At 73.5% G+C, this 19,312-nt stretch carries 19 protein-coding genes; 7 read left to right on the top strand and 12 right to left on the bottom strand.

Going from position 1 to position 19,312, the window contains the following annotated elements:
• Positions 1-158 precede the first annotated feature (158 nt).
• Genes KUM39_RS17305 through KUM39_RS17295 form a run of 3 tightly spaced genes read right to left on the bottom strand, consistent with a single transcriptional unit; the run spans position 159 to position 3,020 of the window.
• On the bottom strand, positions 159-1,352 hold the full coding sequence (locus tag KUM39_RS17305) for a dipeptidase (protein WP_217786568.1): 1,194 nt from the start codon (positions 1,350-1,352) through the stop codon (positions 159-161).
• A gap of 7 nt (positions 1,353-1,359) precedes the next feature.
• The gene (gene purE / locus KUM39_RS17300; protein WP_217786567.1) at positions 1,360-1,884 is read right to left on the bottom strand and encodes a 5-(carboxyamino)imidazole ribonucleotide mutase; all 525 of its coding nucleotides are present in this window, start codon (positions 1,882-1,884) and stop codon (positions 1,360-1,362) included.
• Positions 1,881-3,020 (bottom strand): 5-(carboxyamino)imidazole ribonucleotide synthase, encoded by a 1,140-nt coding sequence (locus KUM39_RS17295; RefSeq protein ID WP_217786566.1) that lies wholly within the window; start codon positions 3,018-3,020, stop codon positions 1,881-1,883. The genes purE and KUM39_RS17295 overlap by 4 nt, the downstream gene beginning before the upstream one ends.
• Positions 3,021-3,245: 225 nt before the next feature.
• On the opposite strand from KUM39_RS17295, the gene KUM39_RS17290 reads away from it, so the two are divergent.
• Positions 3,246-3,746, top strand: a complete 501-nt coding sequence (locus tag KUM39_RS17290) for a GtrA family protein (RefSeq protein ID WP_217786565.1) — start codon at positions 3,246-3,248, stop codon at positions 3,744-3,746.
• A gap of 40 nt (positions 3,747-3,786) precedes the next feature.
• Here KUM39_RS17290 and KUM39_RS17285 read toward each other — a convergent pair whose 3' ends face one another.
• The 4 genes from KUM39_RS17285 to KUM39_RS17270 all read right to left on the bottom strand — a co-directional run bounded on the left by KUM39_RS17285 (position 3,787) and on the right by KUM39_RS17270 (position 7,535).
• Positions 3,787-5,058, bottom strand: a complete 1,272-nt coding sequence (locus tag KUM39_RS17285; RefSeq protein WP_217786564.1) for a sensor histidine kinase — start codon at positions 5,056-5,058, stop codon at positions 3,787-3,789.
• Between the two features lie 146 nt (positions 5,059-5,204).
• Positions 5,205-5,882, bottom strand: a complete 678-nt coding sequence (locus tag KUM39_RS17280) for a response regulator transcription factor (protein ID WP_217786563.1) — start codon at positions 5,880-5,882, stop codon at positions 5,205-5,207.
• Positions 5,883-6,096: 214 nt separating this feature from the next.
• On the bottom strand, positions 6,097-6,864 hold the full coding sequence (locus KUM39_RS28225; RefSeq protein ID WP_217786562.1) for an ATP-binding protein: 768 nt from the start codon (positions 6,862-6,864) through the stop codon (positions 6,097-6,099).
• Positions 6,865-7,157: 293 nt separating this feature from the next.
• The gene (locus KUM39_RS17270) at positions 7,158-7,535 is read right to left on the bottom strand and encodes an STAS domain-containing protein (RefSeq protein WP_217786561.1); all 378 of its coding nucleotides are present in this window, start codon (positions 7,533-7,535) and stop codon (positions 7,158-7,160) included.
• A gap of 246 nt (positions 7,536-7,781) precedes the next feature.
• Here KUM39_RS17270 and KUM39_RS17265 point away from each other — a divergent pair, with 246 nt between their 5' ends.
• Positions 7,782-8,705 carry an RNA polymerase sigma factor SigF gene (locus KUM39_RS17265; RefSeq protein ID WP_217786560.1) on the top strand — a complete coding sequence of 308 codons (924 nt, stop codon included), beginning with the start codon at positions 7,782-7,784 and terminating at the stop codon, positions 8,703-8,705.
• 230 nt (positions 8,706-8,935) lie between these two features.
• Here the strand turns inward: KUM39_RS17265 and hutI are convergent, their stop codons facing one another.
• From hutI to hutU, 4 genes are all read right to left on the bottom strand, one after another.
• Positions 8,936-10,111, bottom strand: a complete 1,176-nt coding sequence (gene hutI, locus KUM39_RS17260) for an imidazolonepropionase (protein WP_217786559.1) — start codon at positions 10,109-10,111, stop codon at positions 8,936-8,938.
• A 65-nt stretch (positions 10,112-10,176) separates the two neighbouring features.
• Positions 10,177-11,514 carry a formimidoylglutamate deiminase gene (locus KUM39_RS17255; protein WP_217786558.1) on the bottom strand — a complete coding sequence of 446 codons (1,338 nt, stop codon included), beginning with the start codon at positions 11,512-11,514 and terminating at the stop codon, positions 10,177-10,179.
• Entirely contained in the window at positions 11,511-12,713 is a 1,203-nt protein-coding gene (locus KUM39_RS17250; protein ID WP_217786605.1) for an allantoate amidohydrolase, read from the bottom strand. Before KUM39_RS17250 ends, KUM39_RS17255 begins: the two co-directional genes overlap by 4 nt.
• A 110-nt stretch (positions 12,714-12,823) precedes the next feature.
• Positions 12,824-14,488 carry a urocanate hydratase gene (hutU, locus tag KUM39_RS17245; RefSeq protein ID WP_217786557.1) on the bottom strand — a complete coding sequence of 555 codons (1,665 nt, stop codon included), beginning with the start codon at positions 14,486-14,488 and terminating at the stop codon, positions 12,824-12,826.
• A gap of 277 nt (positions 14,489-14,765) precedes the next feature.
• On the opposite strand from hutU, the gene KUM39_RS17240 reads away from it, so the two are divergent.
• The 5 genes from KUM39_RS17240 (at position 14,766) to KUM39_RS17220 (ending at position 18,537) form a co-directional block, all read left to right on the top strand.
• A complete protein-coding gene (locus KUM39_RS17240) occupies positions 14,766-16,142 on the top strand; it encodes a type III PLP-dependent enzyme domain-containing protein (RefSeq protein ID WP_217786604.1) in 1,377 nt (458 codons plus the stop codon).
• A 180-nt stretch (positions 16,143-16,322) separates the two neighbouring features.
• Positions 16,323-16,712 (top strand): hypothetical protein, encoded by a 390-nt coding sequence (locus KUM39_RS17235; RefSeq protein ID WP_217786556.1) that lies wholly within the window; start codon positions 16,323-16,325, stop codon positions 16,710-16,712.
• Positions 16,709-17,539, top strand: a complete 831-nt coding sequence (locus KUM39_RS17230) for a transcriptional regulator (RefSeq protein ID WP_217786555.1) — start codon at positions 16,709-16,711, stop codon at positions 17,537-17,539. The genes KUM39_RS17235 and KUM39_RS17230 overlap by 4 nt, the downstream gene beginning before the upstream one ends.
• A 31-nt stretch (positions 17,540-17,570) precedes the next feature.
• Entirely contained in the window at positions 17,571-18,149 is a 579-nt protein-coding gene (locus KUM39_RS17225; RefSeq protein ID WP_217786554.1) for a roadblock/LC7 domain-containing protein, read from the top strand.
• 16 nt (positions 18,150-18,165) lie between these two features.
• Positions 18,166-18,537, top strand: coding sequence for a hypothetical protein (locus KUM39_RS17220; protein ID WP_217786553.1), 372 nt, complete (start codon positions 18,166-18,168; stop codon positions 18,535-18,537).
• Between the two features lie 19 nt (positions 18,538-18,556).
• On the opposite strand, the gene KUM39_RS17215 is transcribed toward KUM39_RS17220, so the two are convergent.
• Positions 18,557-19,150 (bottom strand): hypothetical protein, encoded by a 594-nt coding sequence (locus tag KUM39_RS17215; protein ID WP_217786552.1) that lies wholly within the window; start codon positions 19,148-19,150, stop codon positions 18,557-18,559.
• Positions 19,151-19,312 lie beyond the last annotated feature (162 nt).

The raw sequence follows: 19,312 nt of genomic DNA, 5'->3' as shown, positions 1-19,312 counted from the left end.
CAAAGGGGCGCGGGGAACTGCGCGACAAACCACGACGGACCCGCACCCGACAACGCACCTTCAAGGGGCGCGGGGAACTGCGCGACAAACCACAACGCACCCGCACCCGGCGACGAAGAGGGCGAGGCACGCACCCCGCCCCCCAAACCCGCGGAGCGCTACGCGTCCAGGACCTCGATCGTCGCGTTGGACGCCCCCCGCCGAGCACTCTCCGCGCGGGAGACCGACTCCGCCGCGTCCAGAACCCGCACCGCGTTCCGCCACGTCAGCTTGGCGAGGTCGGCGGAGGACCACCCGCGATCGAGGAGTTCGGCCACCAGACGGGGATAGCCGGAGACGTCGTCGAGGCCGGCCGGGGTGAAAGCGGTGCCGTCGTAGTCGCCGCCGATGCCGAGATGGTCGATCCCGGCGACCTCCCGCATGTGGTCGAGGTGGTCGGCGACCGTGGAAACGGTGGCGACGGGGCGCGGGCTGCGCTCCTCGAAGGCCCGGTGGACCCTCATCGCCTCGTCGGTGGTGTCGAGGTGGTGCAGCCCGTGCGCGCGCAGGTTCTCGTCGGCGGCGGCCGTCCAGTCCACGGCGGCCTGGAGGACGAACTTCGGCACGAAGGTGACCATAGCGACACCCCCGTTGGCGGGCAGCCGCTCCAGCACGTCGTCCGGGATGTTGCGCGGGTGGTCGCAGACCGCGCGGGCGGAGGAGTGGGAGAAGATCACCGGCGCGGTGGTGGTGTCCAGCGCGTCCCGCATGGTGGAGGCGGCGACGTGGGAGAGATCGACCAGCATGCCGACCCGGTTCATCTCGCGGACGACCTCCCGGCCGAACGCGGACAGCCCGCCCACCCGCGGCGCGTCCGTCGCGGAGTCCGCCCAGTCCACGTTCTCGTTGTGGGTGAGCGTCATGTAGCGCACCCCGAGCGTGTGCAGGGCGCGCAGGGTGGCGAGGGAGTTGGCGATGGAGTGCCCGCCCTCGGCGCCCATCAGGGAGGCGACGCGGCCCTCGGCGCGGGCGGCCTCCATGTCGGCGGCGGTCAGCGCGGGCGCGAGCCGCTCGGGGTAACGGGCGAGCATCTGCCGTACGCAGTCGATCTGCTCCAGGGTCGCCGCGACCGGCTCCGGGATGTCGGAGGGGACGTACACCGACCAGAACTGCGCGCCGACCCCGCCCTCGGCGAGCCGGGGCAGATCGGTGTGCAGGTCGGCGTCCTGGCGGTGGGCGACATCGAGCTTGTCGAGGTCGTAGCGGACCCGCTCGCGCAGCGCCCAGGGGAGGTCGTTGTGGCCGTCCACGACGGGCCACTCGCGGAGCAGTTCGCGGGCCGCGTCCAGGGAGGGGGAGGTCGTCTGCGTCATGAGTGCGTCACTTCCCGAAGCCGAAGCCGCCGACGGCACCCTCGGCCTTCTGCCGCAGCCGCTTGCCCTTCTCGGTCGCCTGGTCGTTCAGCTCCTGCTGGAAGTCCCGCATCCGCTGGGAGAGTTCCTCGTCGTGGACGGCGAGGATGCGCGCGGCGAGCAGCCCGGCGTTGCGGGCGCCGCCGACGGAGACGGTGGCGACGGGCACCCCGGCGGGCATCTGCACGATGGACAGCAGCGAGTCCAGGCCGTCGAGGTGCTTCAGCGGCACCGGCACGCCGATGACGGGCAGCGGGGTGACGGAGGCGAGCATGCCGGGCAGATGGGCGGCACCGCCCGCACCGGCGACGATCGCCTTCAGGCCCCGCTCGGCCGCGTGCTCGCCGTACGCGATCATCTCGCGGGGCATGCGGTGCGCGGAGACGACGTCCACCTCGTAGGGGATCTCGAACTCCGCGAGCGCCTTGGCGGCGGCCTCCATGACGGGCCAGTCGGAGTCCGACCCCATGACGATGCCTACGACGGGGCTCATTCGGTGATCGTGCCTCTCAGATAACCGGCTGCGTGACGGGCGCGCTCCAGCACGTCGTCCAGGTCGTCGCCGTAGGTGTTGACGTGTCCGACCTTGCGGCCGGGCTTCACGTCCTTGCCGTACATGTGGATCTTCAGCTTGGGGTCGCGGGCCATGCAGTGCAGGTACGCGGAGTACATGTCCGGGTAGTCGCCGCCGAGGACGTTGACCATGACCGTCCAGGGGGCGCGGGGGCGCGGGTCGCCGAGCGGGAGGTCGAGGACGGCGCGGACGTGATTGGCGAACTGCGAGGTGATCGCGCCGTCCTGGGTCCAGTGGCCGGAGTTGTGCGGGCGCATCGCCAGCTCGTTGACGAGGACGCGGCCGTCGCGGGTCTGGAACAGCTCCACCGCGAGGTGGCCGACGACGCCGAGCGCCTTGGCGATGGTCAGCGCCATCTCCTCGGCGTGCAGTGCGAGGTCCTCGTCCAGCCCGGGCGCGGGCGCGATCACGGTGTCGCAGACCCCGGCGACCTGCCGGGACTCCACCACCGGATAGGCGACGGCCTGGCCGTGCGGGGAGCGCACGACGTTGGCGGCCAGCTCCCGGACGAAGTCCACCTTCTCCTCCGCGAGCACCGGCACCCCGGCGCGGAACGGCGCTGCGGCCTCCGCCTCGGAGTCCACGACCCACACGCCCTTGCCGTCGTAGCCGCCGCGCACCGTCTTCAGCACGACGGGGAAGCCGTCGCCCTCGGCGGCGAACGCGGCCACGTCGGCCGGGTCCGCGACGATGCGGTGGCGTGGGCAGGGCACGCCGATCTCGGTGAGCTTCGCGCGCATCACGCCCTTGTCCTGGGCGTGCACGAGCGCGTCGGGCCCCGGCCGGACGGGGATGCCGTCCGCCTCCAGGGCCCGCAGGTGCTCGGTGGGCACGTGCTCGTGGTCGAAGGTGATCACGTCGCAGCCGCGCGCGAAGGCGCGCAGCGTCTCCAGATCGCGGTAGTCGCCCACGACGACGTCGTGGACGACCTGGGCCGCGGAGTCCTGGGGGGTGTCACTGAGGAGCTTGAACCTGATGCCCAGCGGGATGCCCGCCTCGTGCGTCATGCGCGCGAGCTGGCCACCGCCGATCATGCCGACTACCGGGAACGTCACCCCCCCAGCGTATCGGCCGCCCGGACCGGACCCCGATCGGCCTCCCGGAAGGTGTCGGACACGGGTGGCTCTTACCGGGCGCTTTCCATGCTCTTTACAACCCGTTCCGCGGGGCATGGCCTCGTGCGCGGGCGGTCGGGGGGATCACCTGGTTAGCATGGCCGGGTCGGCCGGGCCATGCGGAAAACGGCCGCCGAACCTACGGAAACAGGAGCTGCACCGCACATGGACCGTGGTTCCTCGGGGCTGCGCAGGCTCGTACGCGAGGTCGCCAAGTTCGGCGCCGTCGGCGGGGCGGGCGTGCTCGTCAACCTCGGCGTGTTCAACCTCGTCCGGCATGTCTCGGACCTGCCGGTGGTGCGGGCCAGCATCATCGCCACGATCGTCTCGATCGTCTTCAACTACGTCGGCTTCCGCTACTGGACGTACCGCGACCGCGAGAAGACCGGCCGCACCCGCGAGCTGGCCCTGTTCCTGGGGTTCAGCGCGATCGGCCTGGTCATCGAGAACGGCGTGCTCTACCTGGCCACCTACGGCTTCGGCTGGGACACCCCGTTGCAGAGCAACGTCTTCAAGTTCGTCGGCATCGGCGTGGCCACCCTGTTCCGCTTCTGGTCGTACCGCACCTGGGTGTTCCGGAGGATGCCCGCGCAGAAGACCGCGGTGGGCGCGGGCGGCCGGGGTCCGGAGCCGGAGGAGTCGGAGCCGGGCGAGCGGGTGTACTGAGCCCCGCGGAGCACACGGGGCTCACGGGGGCCGGGGCCGCTCAGCGGACCATCGGCTCCTCCTGCTCCTCCTCGTGGTGGCGCGCGGTGCGGGAGAGGAAGAGCCCGAAGACCGGCGGCTGGGACTGGAGCAGTTCGAGCCGTCCGCCGTCGGCCTCCGCGAGGTCGCGGGCGACGGCCAGGCCGATGCCGGTGGAGTTGCGTCCGCTGATGGTCCGCTCGAAGATCCGGGCGCCCAGGTCGGCGGGGACGCCGGGCCCCTCGTCGGTGACCTCGACCACGGACTGGTTGCCGGTGACCCGCGTGCGCAGGGCGACCGTGCCGCCGCCGTGCATCAGGGAGTTCTCGATCAGCGCGGCCAGCACCTGCGCGACGGCGCCGGGCGTGCCGACCGCCTGGAGGTGCCGTTTGCCGGAGCTGACGATGGCCCGGCCGACATTGCGGTACGCGGGCCGCCACTCGGCCAGCTGCTGCTGGATGACCTCGTCCAGGTCGAAGGCGACGGCGGAGCCGGTACGGGGGTCGCGGGAGTTCGTCAGCAGCCGCTGTACGACATCGGTGAGCCGCTCCACCTGGGACAGCGCGACGTTCGCCTCCTCCTTCACGGTGTCCAGGTCGTCCGTGAGGGTGATCTCCTCCAGCCGCATCGACAGCGCGGTGAGCGGGGTGCGCAGCTGGTGGGAGGCGTCGGCGGCGAGCCGCCGCTCGGCGGTCAGCATCCGCCCGATCCGCTCGGCGGAGGCGTCCAGCACGTCCGCGACCCGGTCCAGCTCGGGGACGGCGTACCGCTTGTGCCGGGGGCGCGGATCGCCCGAGCCGAGCCGTTCGGCGGTCTCCGCGAGGTCGGTCAGCGGGGAGGCCAGCCGGTTGGCCTGGCGTACGGCCAGCAGGACGGCCGCGACCACGGCGAGCAGCGCGACCAGTCCGATGATCAGCAGGGTGCGGCCCACTTCCCGCGTCACCGCCGAGCGCGGCTCCTGCACGGTGACCGTCTCGCCCTCGCCGCCGCGCTGGGTGGCGTGGATCACGTCCCCCTCCGGCCGCGTCCCGATCTCGATCGGCGCCCGGCCCGGGATGCGGATCTCCGCGTACTGCTCCTTGCTCACCGGGTTCCGCAGCACCTCGGCGTTGACGTTCTCCGTGGCCAGGATCCTGCTGTCCACGATGCTCGCCAGCCGCACCGCCTCGGACTCCACCCGTTCCTGCGCGCTGTTGCTGATCGTCCGCGTCTCCACGATCACCAGCGAGATCCCGAACACGGCGATCACCACCAGCACGACGGCCAGGGTGGACTGAATGAGACGACGACGCACGGTCCCTCCGGGGGTTTGACGCTACGACCAGTGTGCCGGTGCACACGGACGGGACACCGGAGGGGACTCGCCTGCGGGAGCAGCCCGTTCAGGGGGGCGCGGGGAACCGCGCGGACGCGTGCCGGGGTCGGCCGCGGCGGCGCCGCTCAGCTCTTCTCGAAGCGGAACCCCACGCCCCGTACCGTGGCGATGTAGCGAGGGTTCGCCGCGTCGTCGCCGAGCTTCTTGCGCAGCCAGGAGATGTGCATGTCCAGCGTCTTGGTGGACGACCACCAGGTGGTGTCCCAGACCTCCCGCATGAGCTGGTCCCGCGTCACGACCCGCCCCGCGTCGCGCACCAGCACCCGCAGCAGATCGAACTCCTTGGCGGTGAGCTGGAGTTCCTCGTCCCCCATCCACGCCCGGTGGGACTCGACATCGATCCGCACCCCGTGCGTGGCGGGCGGCTGCGCGGGCTCGGAGGCCCCGCGCCGCAGCAGCGCCCGGACCCGGGCGAGCAGTTCGGCGAGCCGGAACGGCTTGGTGACGTAGTCGTCGGCGCCCGCGTCCAGACCGACGACGGTGTCCACCTCGTCGGCGCGCGCGGTCAGGATGAGGATCGGCACGGTGTGACCGTCGGCACGCAGGCGACGGGCGACCTCCAGGCCGTCCATGCCGGGCAGGCCGAGGTCGAGCACGACCAGATCGACACCGCCCTGCATTCCGGCGTCGAGCGCGGTGGGTCCGTCTTCGCGCACCTCGACCTCGTAACCTTCCCGGCGCAGGGCGCGGGCCAGCGGTTCCGAGATGGACGCGTCGTCCTCGGCGAGCAGTACACGGGTCATGACCTGATGGTAGACCGCCCGCGCGGGGTGCCGGGGTGCGACCGGTGCTCCGGCTCTTACCTTCCGGTCCCCGGCACGGACCGGGGGCCGCCCCGCCGACCAGGAACGGAAGATCGGGCCGACCCGTGAGGGACGCCGACGGGACCTGACGGAGCGCCACGGAGCCGCGTACCGAGCCCGGTTGACGGGTCCGGCACGGCCCGAGGGGCGGCTGCTACGCCGGGCCGCCCAGCTCCGCCCAGACCGTCTTGCCCGAGCGGCCGGGGATGCGCAGCACGCCCCAGTCGAGGCAGAGGCGCTGCACGATGAACATGCCGTGGCCGCCGGGGCGTCCGGCGCGGTGCGGGGTGCGGGGCGCGGGCTGGCCGCTGCCCTGGTCCGACACCTCGACGCGGATCACCTTGCGGTCGCAGCTGAGGAGGAGTTCCTCGGGTCCCTCGGCGTGCAGGCAGGCGTTGGTGACCAGCTCGGAGACGACGAGGAGGACGTCCTCGGCGGCGGCCCGCCGGTCGGCGGAGTCGGCGGGCAGCCAGCCCCACGCGTACAGCGCCTGTCGGCTGAAGTCGCGGGCGAGGGGTACGACCCCGCTCTCCCCCTCCAGCCGCAGCCTGCGGGTCTGTCCGTCCGGGTGCTCCTGGGCGCCGTCCGCCCCGCCCCCGTCGGGGGTCCCGCCCCGCTCGGCGACGGCACTCCCCTCGGAGACGACACCGGACGCGGGGACGACACCGGACGCGGAGGCCGCGCCGGGCTCGGAGACCACACCCGTGTCGGAGACCACGCCTCCCTCGGAGAGCGCGTCCGCCTCGGAGCCCGTATCCCCGCCGGGGGACGCGTCCGCCGCGGAGACCGCGGACACCACGGAGCCGGACAGCCGGGGGCCGGACCGTCCGGGCTCGGACGCGCCGGAGGCGTCCGGCACCCCGGAGGCACCGCTCGGCTCCGGGCCGCGGTCGCCCGGCGAGTAGGGCCGGGTGGTGCTCATCAGCGCTTCACCTCACCGATTCACCAGTTCACGATTTGAGAAGTCCGGCACCGTACGGTGCCGGCCGGTCCGCGCGTCGCCCGCGCGGCACCTGATTGTCAGCCGCCCGCAGAAGGCCCTCACGACCAGGTCGCTCCCGGGGCGTTCTCCGGTTCCCGCGCCGGGCCGCCGCGAGCGGCGGACGACGGGGCTCAGGTTGTCTCCTGCCCGACCGATCCGCCGGAACACCCCCGTTCTGGGCGTGACCCGTGCAACGTCGTGGACGCGGCACGTCCGGGGGTGGCCGGAGCGGGTCAGCCGGATTCGCCGGACAGGGCCGCCTCCACCGAATCGTGGAGGGTGAAGACCGCCTCGGCGCCCGTGATCTCGAACACACGGGCCACGACGGGAAGCATGCCCGCCAGATGCACGGCACCCCCGGCGGCCTCCGCCTTGAGGCGGGCGCCGAGCAGGACGTTCAACCCGGTGGAGTCGCAGAACTCCAGCCGGGAGCAGTCCACCACCAGCCGTGCGAAACCCTTGTCGAGAAGGTCGTCGAGCGGTTCGCGCAGGAGATCGGCGGTGTGGTGGTCCAGCTCACCCGCCGGTGTCACTACGGCGCTGGAACCCTCTTCCCGCACCTCCACCAGAAGCCGGCCCGACTGTGTGCTGCCGACCGTCCCGTGGTCCATGCCGTCTCTCTCCCGAGGTCGTGGCCATCTGATGCACTCGAACATTACGCCTTCCCCACGCACTCCGACAGCCGAACAACCCCACACAATCGGACATATGGGGACAGAGGGGACTTGCGACCGGCTCGGCAAAGCAGGTAGGGCTAGTGGGACACACCCAAACACACGCCGGCTCGGAGGCGCCGCACACCGCTGTGCACGTACCTGGCTTCGGCAGCCTTATGCCGACAACGATGGAGGACACCCATGTCACCCCGGCTCGACGGCTCGCACACCCCCACGGCGGCGTCGATACCCCACCCGGAACAACTGGATCAGACCATCGATCCGAAAGACCCGCTCGACCCCCTCGATCCCCTCGACCCCCTCGCGGGGCTGCCGGAGATCCCGCCCTTCGACGAGGTGGGCCCGGTGGACGCGCGCGCGCTGTCCAAGACCCTCTTCGCCCGTCTGGAGGCGCTGGATGAGGGCACGCACGAGCACGCGTACGTCCGCAACACCCTGGTCGAGCTGAACCTCGCGCTGGTGAAGTTCGCCGCGTCCCGGTTCCGCTCCCGCAGCGAGCCGATGGAGGACATCGTCCAGGTCGGCACCATCGGCCTGATCAAGGCGATCGACCGCTTCGAGCTGGCGCGCGGGGTGGAGTTCCCCACCTTCGCCATGCCCACCATCATCGGCGAGATCAAGCGGTTCTTCCGGGACACCTCGTGGTCCGTGCGCGTACCGCGCCGCCTCCAGGAGCTGCGCCTCGAGCTGGCCAAGGCCGGTGACGAACTGGCCCAGCGGCTCGACCGCGCGCCGACCGTGCAGGAACTGGCCGAGCACCTCGGGCTGAGCGACGACGAGGTCGTCGAGGGCATGGCCGCGTCCAACGCGTACACCGCGTCCTCGCTGGACGCGCAGCCCGAGGAGGACGACTCCGAGGGCGCGCTCGCGGACCGGATCGGCTACGAGGACCACGGCCTGGAGGGCATCGAGTACATCGAGTCCCTGAAGCCCCTCATCGCCGAACTCCCCGCCCGCGACCGGCAGATCCTCTCCCTGCGCTTCGTCGCGGGGCTGACCCAGTCGGAGATCGGCGAGGAGCTGGGCATCTCCCAGATGCACGTCTCCCGGCTGCTGTCGCGGACCCTGGTGCGACTGCGCAAGGGCCTGACCGTCGAGGAGTGAGCGACGCGGGGGTCCGCCCCGCGGGGGTCGTCCCACACCCCGCGTGACGGCGCGCACCGGCGCGTCCCGCCCCTGAGGCCGTACGACCCGTGACACCCCGTACGACCGCGTGAAGCGGCCCGGCCCACCGCCGGGCCGCTTCTTCCGTGTTCGGGCGCACTCCGGGCCGGGTGCCGGGTGCCGGGTGCCCGGTGTGTCCCACGTCATGCGCGCGGGAACGCGCCGGATCGTCACACCACGCGCACGCCCGCCCGCCAGACGGCCTCGACCAGGGGTACGCCGGGCCGGTAGGCCAGGTGCACATGGCTCGGCGCGTCCAGCAGGACCAGGTCCGCCCGCGCGCCCGGCGCGATCCGGCCCACGTCCGTGCGGCGCAGGGCGGCGGCGCCCCCGGCCGTCGCGGACCAGACCGCCTCGTCGGGGGTCATGCCCATGTCCCGCACGGCGAGCGCGACGCAGAACGGCACCGAGGACGTGAACGACGAGCCGGGGTTGCAGTCGGTGGAGAGCGCCACCGTCGCGCCCGCGTCCAGCAGCCGCCGGGCGTCGGGCCAGGCGGCGCGGGTGGAGAACTCGGCGCCGGGCAGCAGCGTGGCCACCGTGTTCCCCTGGGCCAGCGCGTCCACGTCGGCGTCGGTGAGGTGCGTGCAGTGGTCGGCGCTGGCCGCGTCCAGCTCCACGGCGAGCCGCACACCGGGGCCGAAGGAGAGCTGGTTGGCGTGGACGCGCGGGGTCAGCCCCCTGGCGCGGCCCGCCGTGAGGACGGCGCGGGCCTGGTCGCCGTCGAAGGCGCCCTTCTCGCAGAACACGTCGATCCAGCGGGCGTGCGGGGCGCAGGCGTCCAGCATCTCGCCGGTCACCAGGTCCACGTAGGCGGCCGGGTCGTCGGCGAGTTCGGGCGCGACGACGTGCGCGCCGAGGTAGGTGACCTCGTCGGTGTGGGCGGCGGCGATGCGCAGCGCGCGGGCCTCGTCCTCGACGGTGAGGCCGTAGCCCGACTTGGTCTCGAAGGTCGTGGTGCCCTGGCGCAGCGCCTCCGCGAGGTAGCGGGTGAGGTTGGCCTCCAGCTCCGCGTCGGAGGCGGCGCGGGTGGCGGCGACCGTGGTGCGGATGCCGCCCGCGCTGTAGGGGCGGCCGGACATCCGGGCGTTGAACTCGGCGGTGCGGTCGCCCGCGAAGAGCAGGTGGGAGTGCGAGTCCACGAAGCCCGGCAGCACCGCCCGGCCGCCCGCGTCGAACCGGTTGTCGGTGGCTGGTGCTTTGCTTGACCCACCGGTCCACACGACGCGGTCGCCGTCCACGACGACGGCCGCGTCCCGGACCAGTCCGAGGGGGGAACCGTCGCCGAGGGAGGGGTCGTTGGTGACCAGCGTGGCGATGTTGGTGATGACGGTGGTGCTGCTCATGGTGTCCTCACGGTGGGCGGTGTCCGCACGGGCCGTGTCCGCACGGGTGGCGGTCGGGGCGGGGGTCAGCCGTGCAGGGCGCCGATCGCGTCGGCCAGCGCCGCCGGAACGTCCGGCACGAGGGTGTGCGCCCCGTCGCGCACCACGGTCCGTCCAGCCACGACCGTGTGCCGTACGTCCGCCGCTCCGGCCGCGAATACGGCCGTCTCGGCGCCGAGCCGGGCGGGCGGTCCGGCCGTCCTGACGGTGTCCAGCGCGATCGTCGTGAAGTCGGCGGGCGCGCCGGTCTCCAGGATGCCCGCGCCGTCCCAGCCGAGCGCGCCGTGCCCGGTCCCGCTCGCGGCCCGCAGCAGCGCGGCGGCGGTCCAGTGCCCTCGGGTCCGGCTGCGCAGCCGCTCGTCCAGCTCCATCGCGCGCGCCTCTTCGAGCAGGTCGATCACGGCGTGGCTGTCGGAGCCCAGGGAGAGCGGGGAGCCCGCGCGTTCCAGGGCGACGGCGGGGCCGATGCCGTCGGCGAGGTCGCGTTCGGTGGTCGGGCACATGCAGGTGCCGGTGCCGGAGCCGCCGATCAGGGCGATGTCGGCATCCGTCAGATGGGTGTTGTGCACACCGGTGGTGCGCGGTCCGAGCACCCCGTGGTCCGCGAGCAGCCGGGCCGGGGTCCGGCCGTGCGCGGCGAGACAGGCGTCGTTCTCGGCGGTCTGCTCGGAGAGATGGACGTGCAGCGGTGCGCGCCGCTCCGCCGCCCACCCGGCCACCGTCCCCAACTGCCCGGCGGGTACGGCCCGTACGGAGTGCACGGCCGCGCCGATCCGGGCGTGGTCCCGTTCCTTGAGAAGTGAACAGCGTGCGGCCCACTGTTCCGCGTCGCCGTCGGAGAAGCGGAGCTGATGGTGGTTCGGGGGCTCACCGAAGCCCGCCGACAGGTAGGCGGTGTCCAGCAGGGTGATGCGGATGCCCGCCTCGGCGGCGGCCTCGATCAGCGCCTCACCCATCGCGTTCGGGTCGGCGTAGCGGGTGCCGCCCGGCGCGTGGTGCAGGTAGTGGAACTCCCCGACACAGGTGATCCCGGCGAGCGCCATCTCGGCGTACACCGCGCGGGCGAGCGCGTGGTAGGTGTCCGGGGTGAGCCGGTCCGCGACGGAGTACATCACCTCCCGCCAGGTCCAGAAGGTGCCGGAGCCGACCTGTACGACCCCGCGCAGCGCCCGGTGGAAGGCGTGCGAGTGCGCGTTGGCCAGGCCCGGCAGGGTCAGTCCGCGCAGCACCTCGGCGCCGGGCGGCGGGGTGTCGGCGCCGGTGCGGAGGGCGGTGATCCTGCCGTCCGCGACGTCCAGGGCGACGCCCGGCTCGGTACGGGTGCCGAGCCAGGCGTGCTCCAGCCAGTACGTCCGTGTGGTCACCGGCAGGCCAGTCCTTCCAGTACGTCGGCGAGGGCGCGCACCCCGGCCAGGCAGTCGTCCTCGCCCGCCGACTCGGCCGGGGAGTGGGAGACCCCGGTGGGGTTGCGCACGAACAGCATGGCGGTCGGGACACGGCCCGACAGGATTCCGGCGTCGTGTCCGGCGCCGGTGCCGAGGACGGGGACCGTGAGGTCGGTGTCCCGGCCCAGGATGCGGCCGAGTTCGTCGCGGAGGGCGTGGTCGAACTCCACGACCGGGGTGAACGACTCGCGGACCACGTCCAGGTCGATCCCGTGCGCCGCCGCGTACTCCCGCGCCGCCCGCTCGATGCCGGTGACCACGGTGTCCAGGGTGGCCTGGTCGGCGGCGCGCGAGTCCAGCCAGCCGCGCACCAGGGACGGGACGGCGTTGACGCCGTTCGGCTCGACCGCGATCTTGCCGAACGTGGCGACGGCACCGGCGAGTTCGGCCTCCCGGCGGGCGGCGAGCACGGTCTCGGCGTACGACAGCATCGGGTCGTGCCGGTCCGCGAGCCGGGTGGTGCCCGCGTGATTGGCCTCGCCCCGGAAGTCGAACCGCCAGCGCCCGTGCGGCCAGATGGCACTGGCGATGCCGACGGCGTCCCCGGACAGGTCCAGCGCGCGGCCCTGCTCGACGTGCAGCTCCACGAACGCGCCGATGCGGGCGAGGCGTTCGGGGTCGGCGCCGATCGCGTCCGGGTCGTAGCCCGCCGCCTCCATCGCGCGCGGCAGACTCACCCCGTCCGCGTCGGTCAGCCGGTGCGCGTCCTCGACGCCGAGCTGCCCGGCCGTGAGCCGCGAGCCCACGCAGGCCAGCCCGAACCGGGCGCCCTCCTCGTCCCCGAAGTTGACGACCGCGAGCGGCCTGCCGAACCGCGCCCCCCTGTCTCGCAGTTCGTCCAGCGCGGCCAGCGCGGACACGACCCCGAGCGGCCCGTCGAACGCGCCCCCGTCCGGCACGGAGTCCAGATGCGACCCGGTGACCACGGCGTCCCCGGCCTCCGGGTCCCCCAGCCACCCCCACTGATTCCCGTTCCGGTCCACCTCGTAGGCGAGCCCGCGCCCTTCGACCTGCTCCCGGAACCACTCCCGGCACTCCGCGTCGGCCCCGCCCCAGGCGAACCGCCGATACCCCCCGGACCGGGAGTCGCGCCCGAGCGGCAGCAGTTCCCGCCACATCTCCGCGAAGGAGGGGGCGTTTCCGAGCCGGTTCGCCACGGACGCCGCGGTCGGCGCCGAGCCGCCCGCCCCCGCCGAGCCGTCGCCGTCCCCCGCACCGGTAGCCGAACTCACGCCTCGTCACCCTCCCGCATGGGCACCCGGACCCCCCGCTCGTCAGCGACGGAGTCCGCGATGTCGTACCCGGCGTCCACATGCCGGATGACCCCCATACCGGGGTCGTTGGTCAGCACACGCCGGATCTTCTCGCCGCCCAGCTTCGTCCCGTCCGCCACGGTGACCTGCCCCGCGTGGATGGACCGCCCCATCCCGACCCCGCCCCCGTGATGCAGCGAGACCCAGGAGGCCCCGGACGCCACGTTGACCATCGCGTTCAGCAACGGCCAGTCGGCGATCGCGTCGGACCCGTCGAGCATCGCCTCGGTCTCCCGGTAGGGCGACGCGACGGACCCGCAGTCGAGATGGTCGCGCCCGATGGCGAGCGGAGCGGCCAGTTCCCCGGAGGCCACCATGTCGTTGAAGCGCTCACCGGCCTTGTCCCGCTCGCCGTACCCGAGCCAGCAGATGCGCGCGGGCAGCCCCTGGAAGTGGACCCGCTCGCCCGCCATGTTGATCCAGCGCGCGAGGGACTCGTTCTCCGGGAAGAGGTCGAGGATCGCCCGGTCGGTCTTGGCGATGTCGGCCGGGTCGCCGGACAGCGCGGCCCAGCGGAACGGGCCCTTGCCCTCGCAGAACAGCGGCCGGATGTAGGCGGGCACGAAGCCGGGGAAGGCGAACGCCCGCTCGTAGCCGTGGAGCTTGGCCTCACCGCGGATGGAGTTGCCGTAGTCGAAGACCTCGGCGCCCGCGTCCATGAAGCCGACCATCGCCTCGACGTGCCGGGCCATCGACTCGCGGGCGCGGGCGGTGAATCCGGCCGGGTCCTTGGCGGCGGCGTCGGCCATGTCGTCGAAGTCGGTGCCGACGGGCAGGTAGGCCAGCGGGTCGTGGGCCGAGGTCTGGTCGGTGACGATGTCGATCGGGGCGTTCATCGCCAGCAGTTGCGGCACGAGTTCGGCCGCGTTGCCGAGGACGCCGATGGACAGCGGCCGGCGCTGGTCGCGGGCCTCGGTGGCGAGCCGGAGCGCGTGGTCGAGGTCGTCGGCGCGGACGTCGAGGTACCGGTGCTCGATGCGGCGCTCGATGGCGCGCGGGTCGCAGTCGATGCAGAGGGCGACGCCGTCGTTCATGGTGACGGCGAGCGGCTGGGCGCCGCCCATGCCGCCGAGTCCGGCGGTCAGCGTGATGGTCCCGGCCAGGGTGCCGCCGAACTTCTTGGCGGCGACGGCGGAGAAGGTCTCGTAGGTGCCCTGGAGGATGCCCTGGGTGCCGATGTAGATCCAGGAACCGGCCGTCATCTGGCCGTACATGGTGAGGCCGAGCGCCTCCAGGCGGCGGAACTCCTCCCAGTTGGCCCAGTCGCCGACCAGGTTGGAGTTGGCGATGAGCACGCGGGGCGCCCACTCGTGGGTCTGCATCACACCGACCGGGCGGCCGGACTGCACCAGCATGGTCTCGTCCTGCTTCAGCGTGCGCAGGGTGCGGACCATCGCGTCGAAGGAGCGCCAGTCACGGGCCGCCTTGCCGGTGCCGCCGTAGACGACCAGTTTGTCGGGGTGCTCGGCCACCTCGGGGTCGAGGTTGTTCTGGAGCATGCGCAGGGCGGCCTCCTGCTGCCAGCCCAGGGTGCTGAGTTCCGTGCCGCGCGGTGCTCGTACGGGGCGGGGTCCCGACATCGTCTGCCTCCTCTGTTGCCACCTCTATTCACATCCTTGCCGGATGAATAGTCCTAGTCAATACATCGGCGCGGCCGTGTGTACGCGCCACCGTGTTTGGCTGGGGCCGCACAGAACACGAGGAGGGCGACCCGGCACCGGACCGGACACCCCCGGCCCGCCGCCTCCGACCCCCCGCCTCCCCGGACCCCACCCCCCGAGGCCCCGTCCCCCGAGGCCCCGCCCCCGAACCCGCACGAAGGGACACCCCGTGGCACACGGCACCGACAGCGAGCGCATCGACCGCGAGCGGACCGGCCGCGAGGCCCGCGCCCGCGCCGACCGGCGGGACGCGGCGGTGCGCGCGGTGGTCGGACAGGGCCTGCTGCACCCGGACGCCCCAGTCGTGGGCCTGCTGGACGTCACCGGCATCCGGGAGTCGGCGGCGGCACTGCGCGCGGCGTTCGACGCGGTCACCGCACCCGGCACCCCGGTGCTGCACGCCTTCGCGGTGAAAGCGTGCCCGCTGGTCCCGGTGCTGCGCCTGCTGCGCGAGGCGGGCATCGGCGCCGAGGTGGCGAGTCCGGGCGAGCTGGCACTCGCCCGCGCGGCGGGTCTCGCCCCGGAGCACACGGTGCTGGACTCCCCCGCCAAGACCCCGGCCGAGCTGCGCGAGGCGCTGGCCTCGGGGATCGCGGTCAACGCGGACAACCCGCAGGAGCTGGACCGGCTGGACGCGCTGGTCCGCTCGGGCCCGCCCCGCTCCCCGCTCGGGCTCCGGGTCAACCCGCAGATCGGCGGCGGCTCCATCGGCGCGACCTCGACGGCCACCCCGACCTCCAAGTTCGGCGTGGCGCTGCGCGATCCGGGGGCGCGCGAATGGGTCGTACGGGCCTACGCGGAGCGGCCGTGGCTGACCCGGCTGCACACCCACACCGGCTCGCAGGGCGTCCCGCTGGAGCTGATGGCGCGGGGCGTGGCGGAGGCGTACGCGCTGGCCGAGGAGATCAACGCGGCGGCCGGGCGGCGGCAGATCGACACCCTGGACATCGGCGGCGGCCTGCCGGTGGACTTCGGCGCCGAGGCGGACTCGCCGACGTACGCGGAGTACGCGCGGCTGCTGGCCGGGCGGGTGCCGGGGCTGTTCGACGGGCGGTACGGCCTGGTCACCGAGTTCGGCCGGTCGCTGCTGGCCCGGCACGGCACGGTGGTGGCGCGGGTGGAGTACGCCAAGCGCAGCGGCGGGCGCCGGATCGCGGTGACGCACGCGGGCGTACAGGTGGCGACCCGGACCGTGTACGCGCCGGGGGCGTGGCCGCTGCGGATCGCGGCGTACGACGCCGAGGGGCGCCCCAAGTCCGGCCCGGCCGAGGTGCAGGACGTGGCCGGACCGGCCTGCTTCTCCGGCGACCTGCTCGCCGAGGGCCGTAGCCTCCCGCCGCTGGAGCAGGGCGACCACGCGGCGGCGCTGGACACGGGGGCGTACTACTTCGCGCACCACTACGCGTACAACTCCCTCGCGCGGCCCGGTGTCTACGGCTTCGGGCCGGACGGCACGGGAGGCGTGGCGTTCGCGGCCGTACGGGAGCCGCAGACGGTGGCGGAGATCGTGGCCGAGTCGGGAGGGGCGCACGCGGAGGCCCTCACCACCCTGAACGCGCCCGCACGCCCTTGACGGGAGCAGCCCGTGTAGCGGACGAATAGGTCAACTGACGGGAAACAGTCCTCAGTTGACCAACCCTAGTACGCCGGGCGCACATTCCAACGGAAAATGCCAAACCCCTCACCCGCCACGCACACGATGCGTAGTGTCGGCGTCACTCAACCGGAAGTCCACGGCGGGAGGGGAGCCACGGTGCCCGGAATCGACGAGTGCCTGCTGGAGGCCATGCGGCTGCCAGGCGCACGGGGGGCGGCGCTGGTGGACTGGACGAGCGGGCTGGCCCTCGGCACCGTCGGGGAAGCCCCCGGCGACGACCACGAGACCACGGCCGCCGAAGCCGCCGAACTCGCCCGGCTCGCCGCCGAGCACGGCGCCTTCGCGGCGGGAGGGAGCGACCACGGCGGGCCGCCCGTCGAAGATCTGATCGTCAGCAACCGCGACAGTTACCACCTGCTGCGGTTCGTGGACACCACGTTCGACAGCAGTGTCTTCCTGCACCTGTGGCTGGCCCGCGCCGAGGGCAACCTCGCGCTCGCCCGCATCCGGCTCGGCGAGATGGCGGCCCGGCTGGTGCTGGGATGACCGTGACGTTCTCACCGCCGCCTCCACCCCTGCCGGTGCGCGACCGGGCCACCGCCCAGGACCGTACGACGGGCGCGCTCTCCCCGATGCTCCGCCGCCTCGCGGAGGAGGAGGCCACCGGCGTCCTGGAGCGCGAGCACGGCACCCTGCACCTCGCCGGGGGCCGGGTGGTGCACGCCGAGAGTCCGCACGCCCCTGGTCTCGGCGTGCTCCTCACGGCCCACGGAACCCTGGCCACGGCCGCCTGGCAGCGGGCGGCGGAAGCGGGCGGTCCCGCCGACGCGGCCCACCGGCTGCTGGAGGCCGGGCTGCTCCCGGAGGGCGCGCTCGCCCTGTGCCATCTGGACGCGCTGTACGACGCGGGGTACTTCGCCCTGTCGCCGAGCAGCACGCCCGGCCGGTTCCGGTACGACAGCACGCCCCGCCGGGGCCCGCTGCCCTCGGTCCCGGTGGTGCAGCTGGAGCGGGAGACGCTGCACCGGCGGCTGCTGCTGCACCGGCTCTGGCCGGACGCGGCGGCCGACTCCGCCGCGCTGGTCCGCGCCGTCCCGGCGGGCACGGCACCGGTCACCCCGCGCGGGCGGGCGGTCCTGGACCGGGTGGACGGCGTCCGCACGGCACCGGAGATCGCCCGCGCGCTGGGACGGCAGGCGTTCCACACCCTGGTGGACGTACGGCGGCTGACGGCGGCCGGACTGGTCCGGCCGGTCTCCGTGCCGTACCACCCGCCGTACGCACCGCCCGCTCCCCCGCCGCCCCCGCTCACGGTCACCGACCCCGACATCGCGCTGCTGAAGAGGCTCAGGGATGCGCTGGAGGCGCTTTGAACGGCAACGCTCCGCCGAGAGGAGAGAGCTGATGGTGTCCGAACAGGATCTCGGCACCGTACTGGACGAACTACGCAGGCTGCGCACCAGCGTGCCGCAGCTCACCGGTGCCCTCGCTGCCGGGGTGGACGGCCTGGTGGTCGCCCACGACACCCCCGGCATCGACCCCGAGGGCCTCGCGGCACTCACCGCCGCCTCGCTCGGGGTCGCCGTAAGGGTGGCCGACGCCACCGGCAACGGCGGCTTCCGGGAACTCCTGGTGCGGGGCGAGCGCGGCTACGTCGCCACCTACGCGGCCGGACGGTCCGCCGTGCTGACGCTGCTCAGCGAGGACCGGGTGAACGTCGGCCGCCTGCACCTGGAGGGCCGACGGGCCGCCGTCCGCATCGGCGAACTGCTGGACGCCGCGGAGACCGCGGCGCGGGCCGCCCGCCCGAGGCTCGGCACCGTACCCGGCACACCGGCTTCACCGGGTGCACCGGGTGCACCGGGTGCACCGGGTGCACCGGGCACGCCCGGTCCCGTACCCGGACCACCACCGCAACGGACGAGAACGACGCGCGCGCCGCGTGGCACGGCCACCGAGGCGCGCACCGCAACCGAACGCTGACCCGAGAGGACTTCTCATGGCGAACACCGAGACCGCACTGAAGGAAGCGCTCACCATCGAGGGCGCCACCGGCGTCGCGCTCGTCGATTACACGAGCGGCATGGCGCTGGGCACGATGGGCGGCAGCAAGACGTTCGACCTGAACGTGGCCGCCGCCGGGAACACCGACGTGATCCGCGCCAAGATGCGCACGATGGAGCACCTCGGCGTGAAGGCCGAGATCGACGACATCCTGATCACGCTGACCGACCAGTACCACCTGATCCGCCTGCTCCGGGGCCGGGGCGGCAACGGCCTGTTCCTCTACCTGGTGCTGGACGGCGCCCGCGCCAACCTGGCGATGGCCCGCCACCAGCTCAAGCGCATCGAGGAGGACCTGGAGGTCTGACGGGCGTCGGCGTACGCCTTCAGCCCCGGACCGGTGCTGCGGACCGGCGGCGCGCTCCTCCGGGAGCCGCGTCGCCGGCCGCGACGCCCGTGCCGCGCAGGGCCTTCACGGCCCTGCCCGCCGGGTTCCCGGCGCGTGCGTCGAGCCAGTCCACCCGGACCCACAGCAGGGTGTCCCCGGCGCGTTCGCGGCGGCCCACCCAGGCGGCCTTGAGCCACAGTCCCGTCCCGGCCCCGGCGAGCAGCATGCCACCGGCCGCCGGTACGGCGAACGCGCTGCCCAGGGCGAGCGCGCACGCCGCCAGCAGCCACCAGCGGTGTCCGCGCCGCCAGTCGCGCAGACTCACCGCCCGGTCCTGGAGCACGTCGTGCCTGCCCGCGCGGGACGCGCCCCGCGCCAGTTCGGCGTATCTGCGGCGCCGTACGAGCGCCACGGCCGCCGCCGCGACCAGGAACAGCGCGGCCCCGGCGCACACCCCGATCCGACGCCCGGTCAGTCCCGGCACCAGCAGCCCCACACCGCCCGCGAAGACCCCGCACCACCACAGGGGCGCGGCCCCGGCCCGTACGACGACGGCCACTCGGGCCAGCCCCTGCGCTCCGCCTCGCGCCACGCCCGTCCTCCTCGTTCCCGGACATCCCCGTCCGTGGCGGCACGGTAACCGGGGAAGCTGAGACGGACCTGAGAGCGCGGGAACGCGGTGACCGGACGGGATGTGGCGGTGCGGCCGGGGTGAGGGGCGGTGGGGGGTGAGGGGGGTGGTGGGACGGGGGTG

Origin of the sequence: Streptomyces corallincola (genome assembly GCF_019104725.1) — a bacterium.
GTDB classification, from domain to species: domain Bacteria; phylum Actinomycetota; class Actinomycetes; order Streptomycetales; family Streptomycetaceae; genus Streptomyces; species Streptomyces corallincola.
The sequence above is the reverse complement of the archived record's forward strand: the minus strand, read 5'-3'. Positions and strand labels throughout refer to the sequence as shown.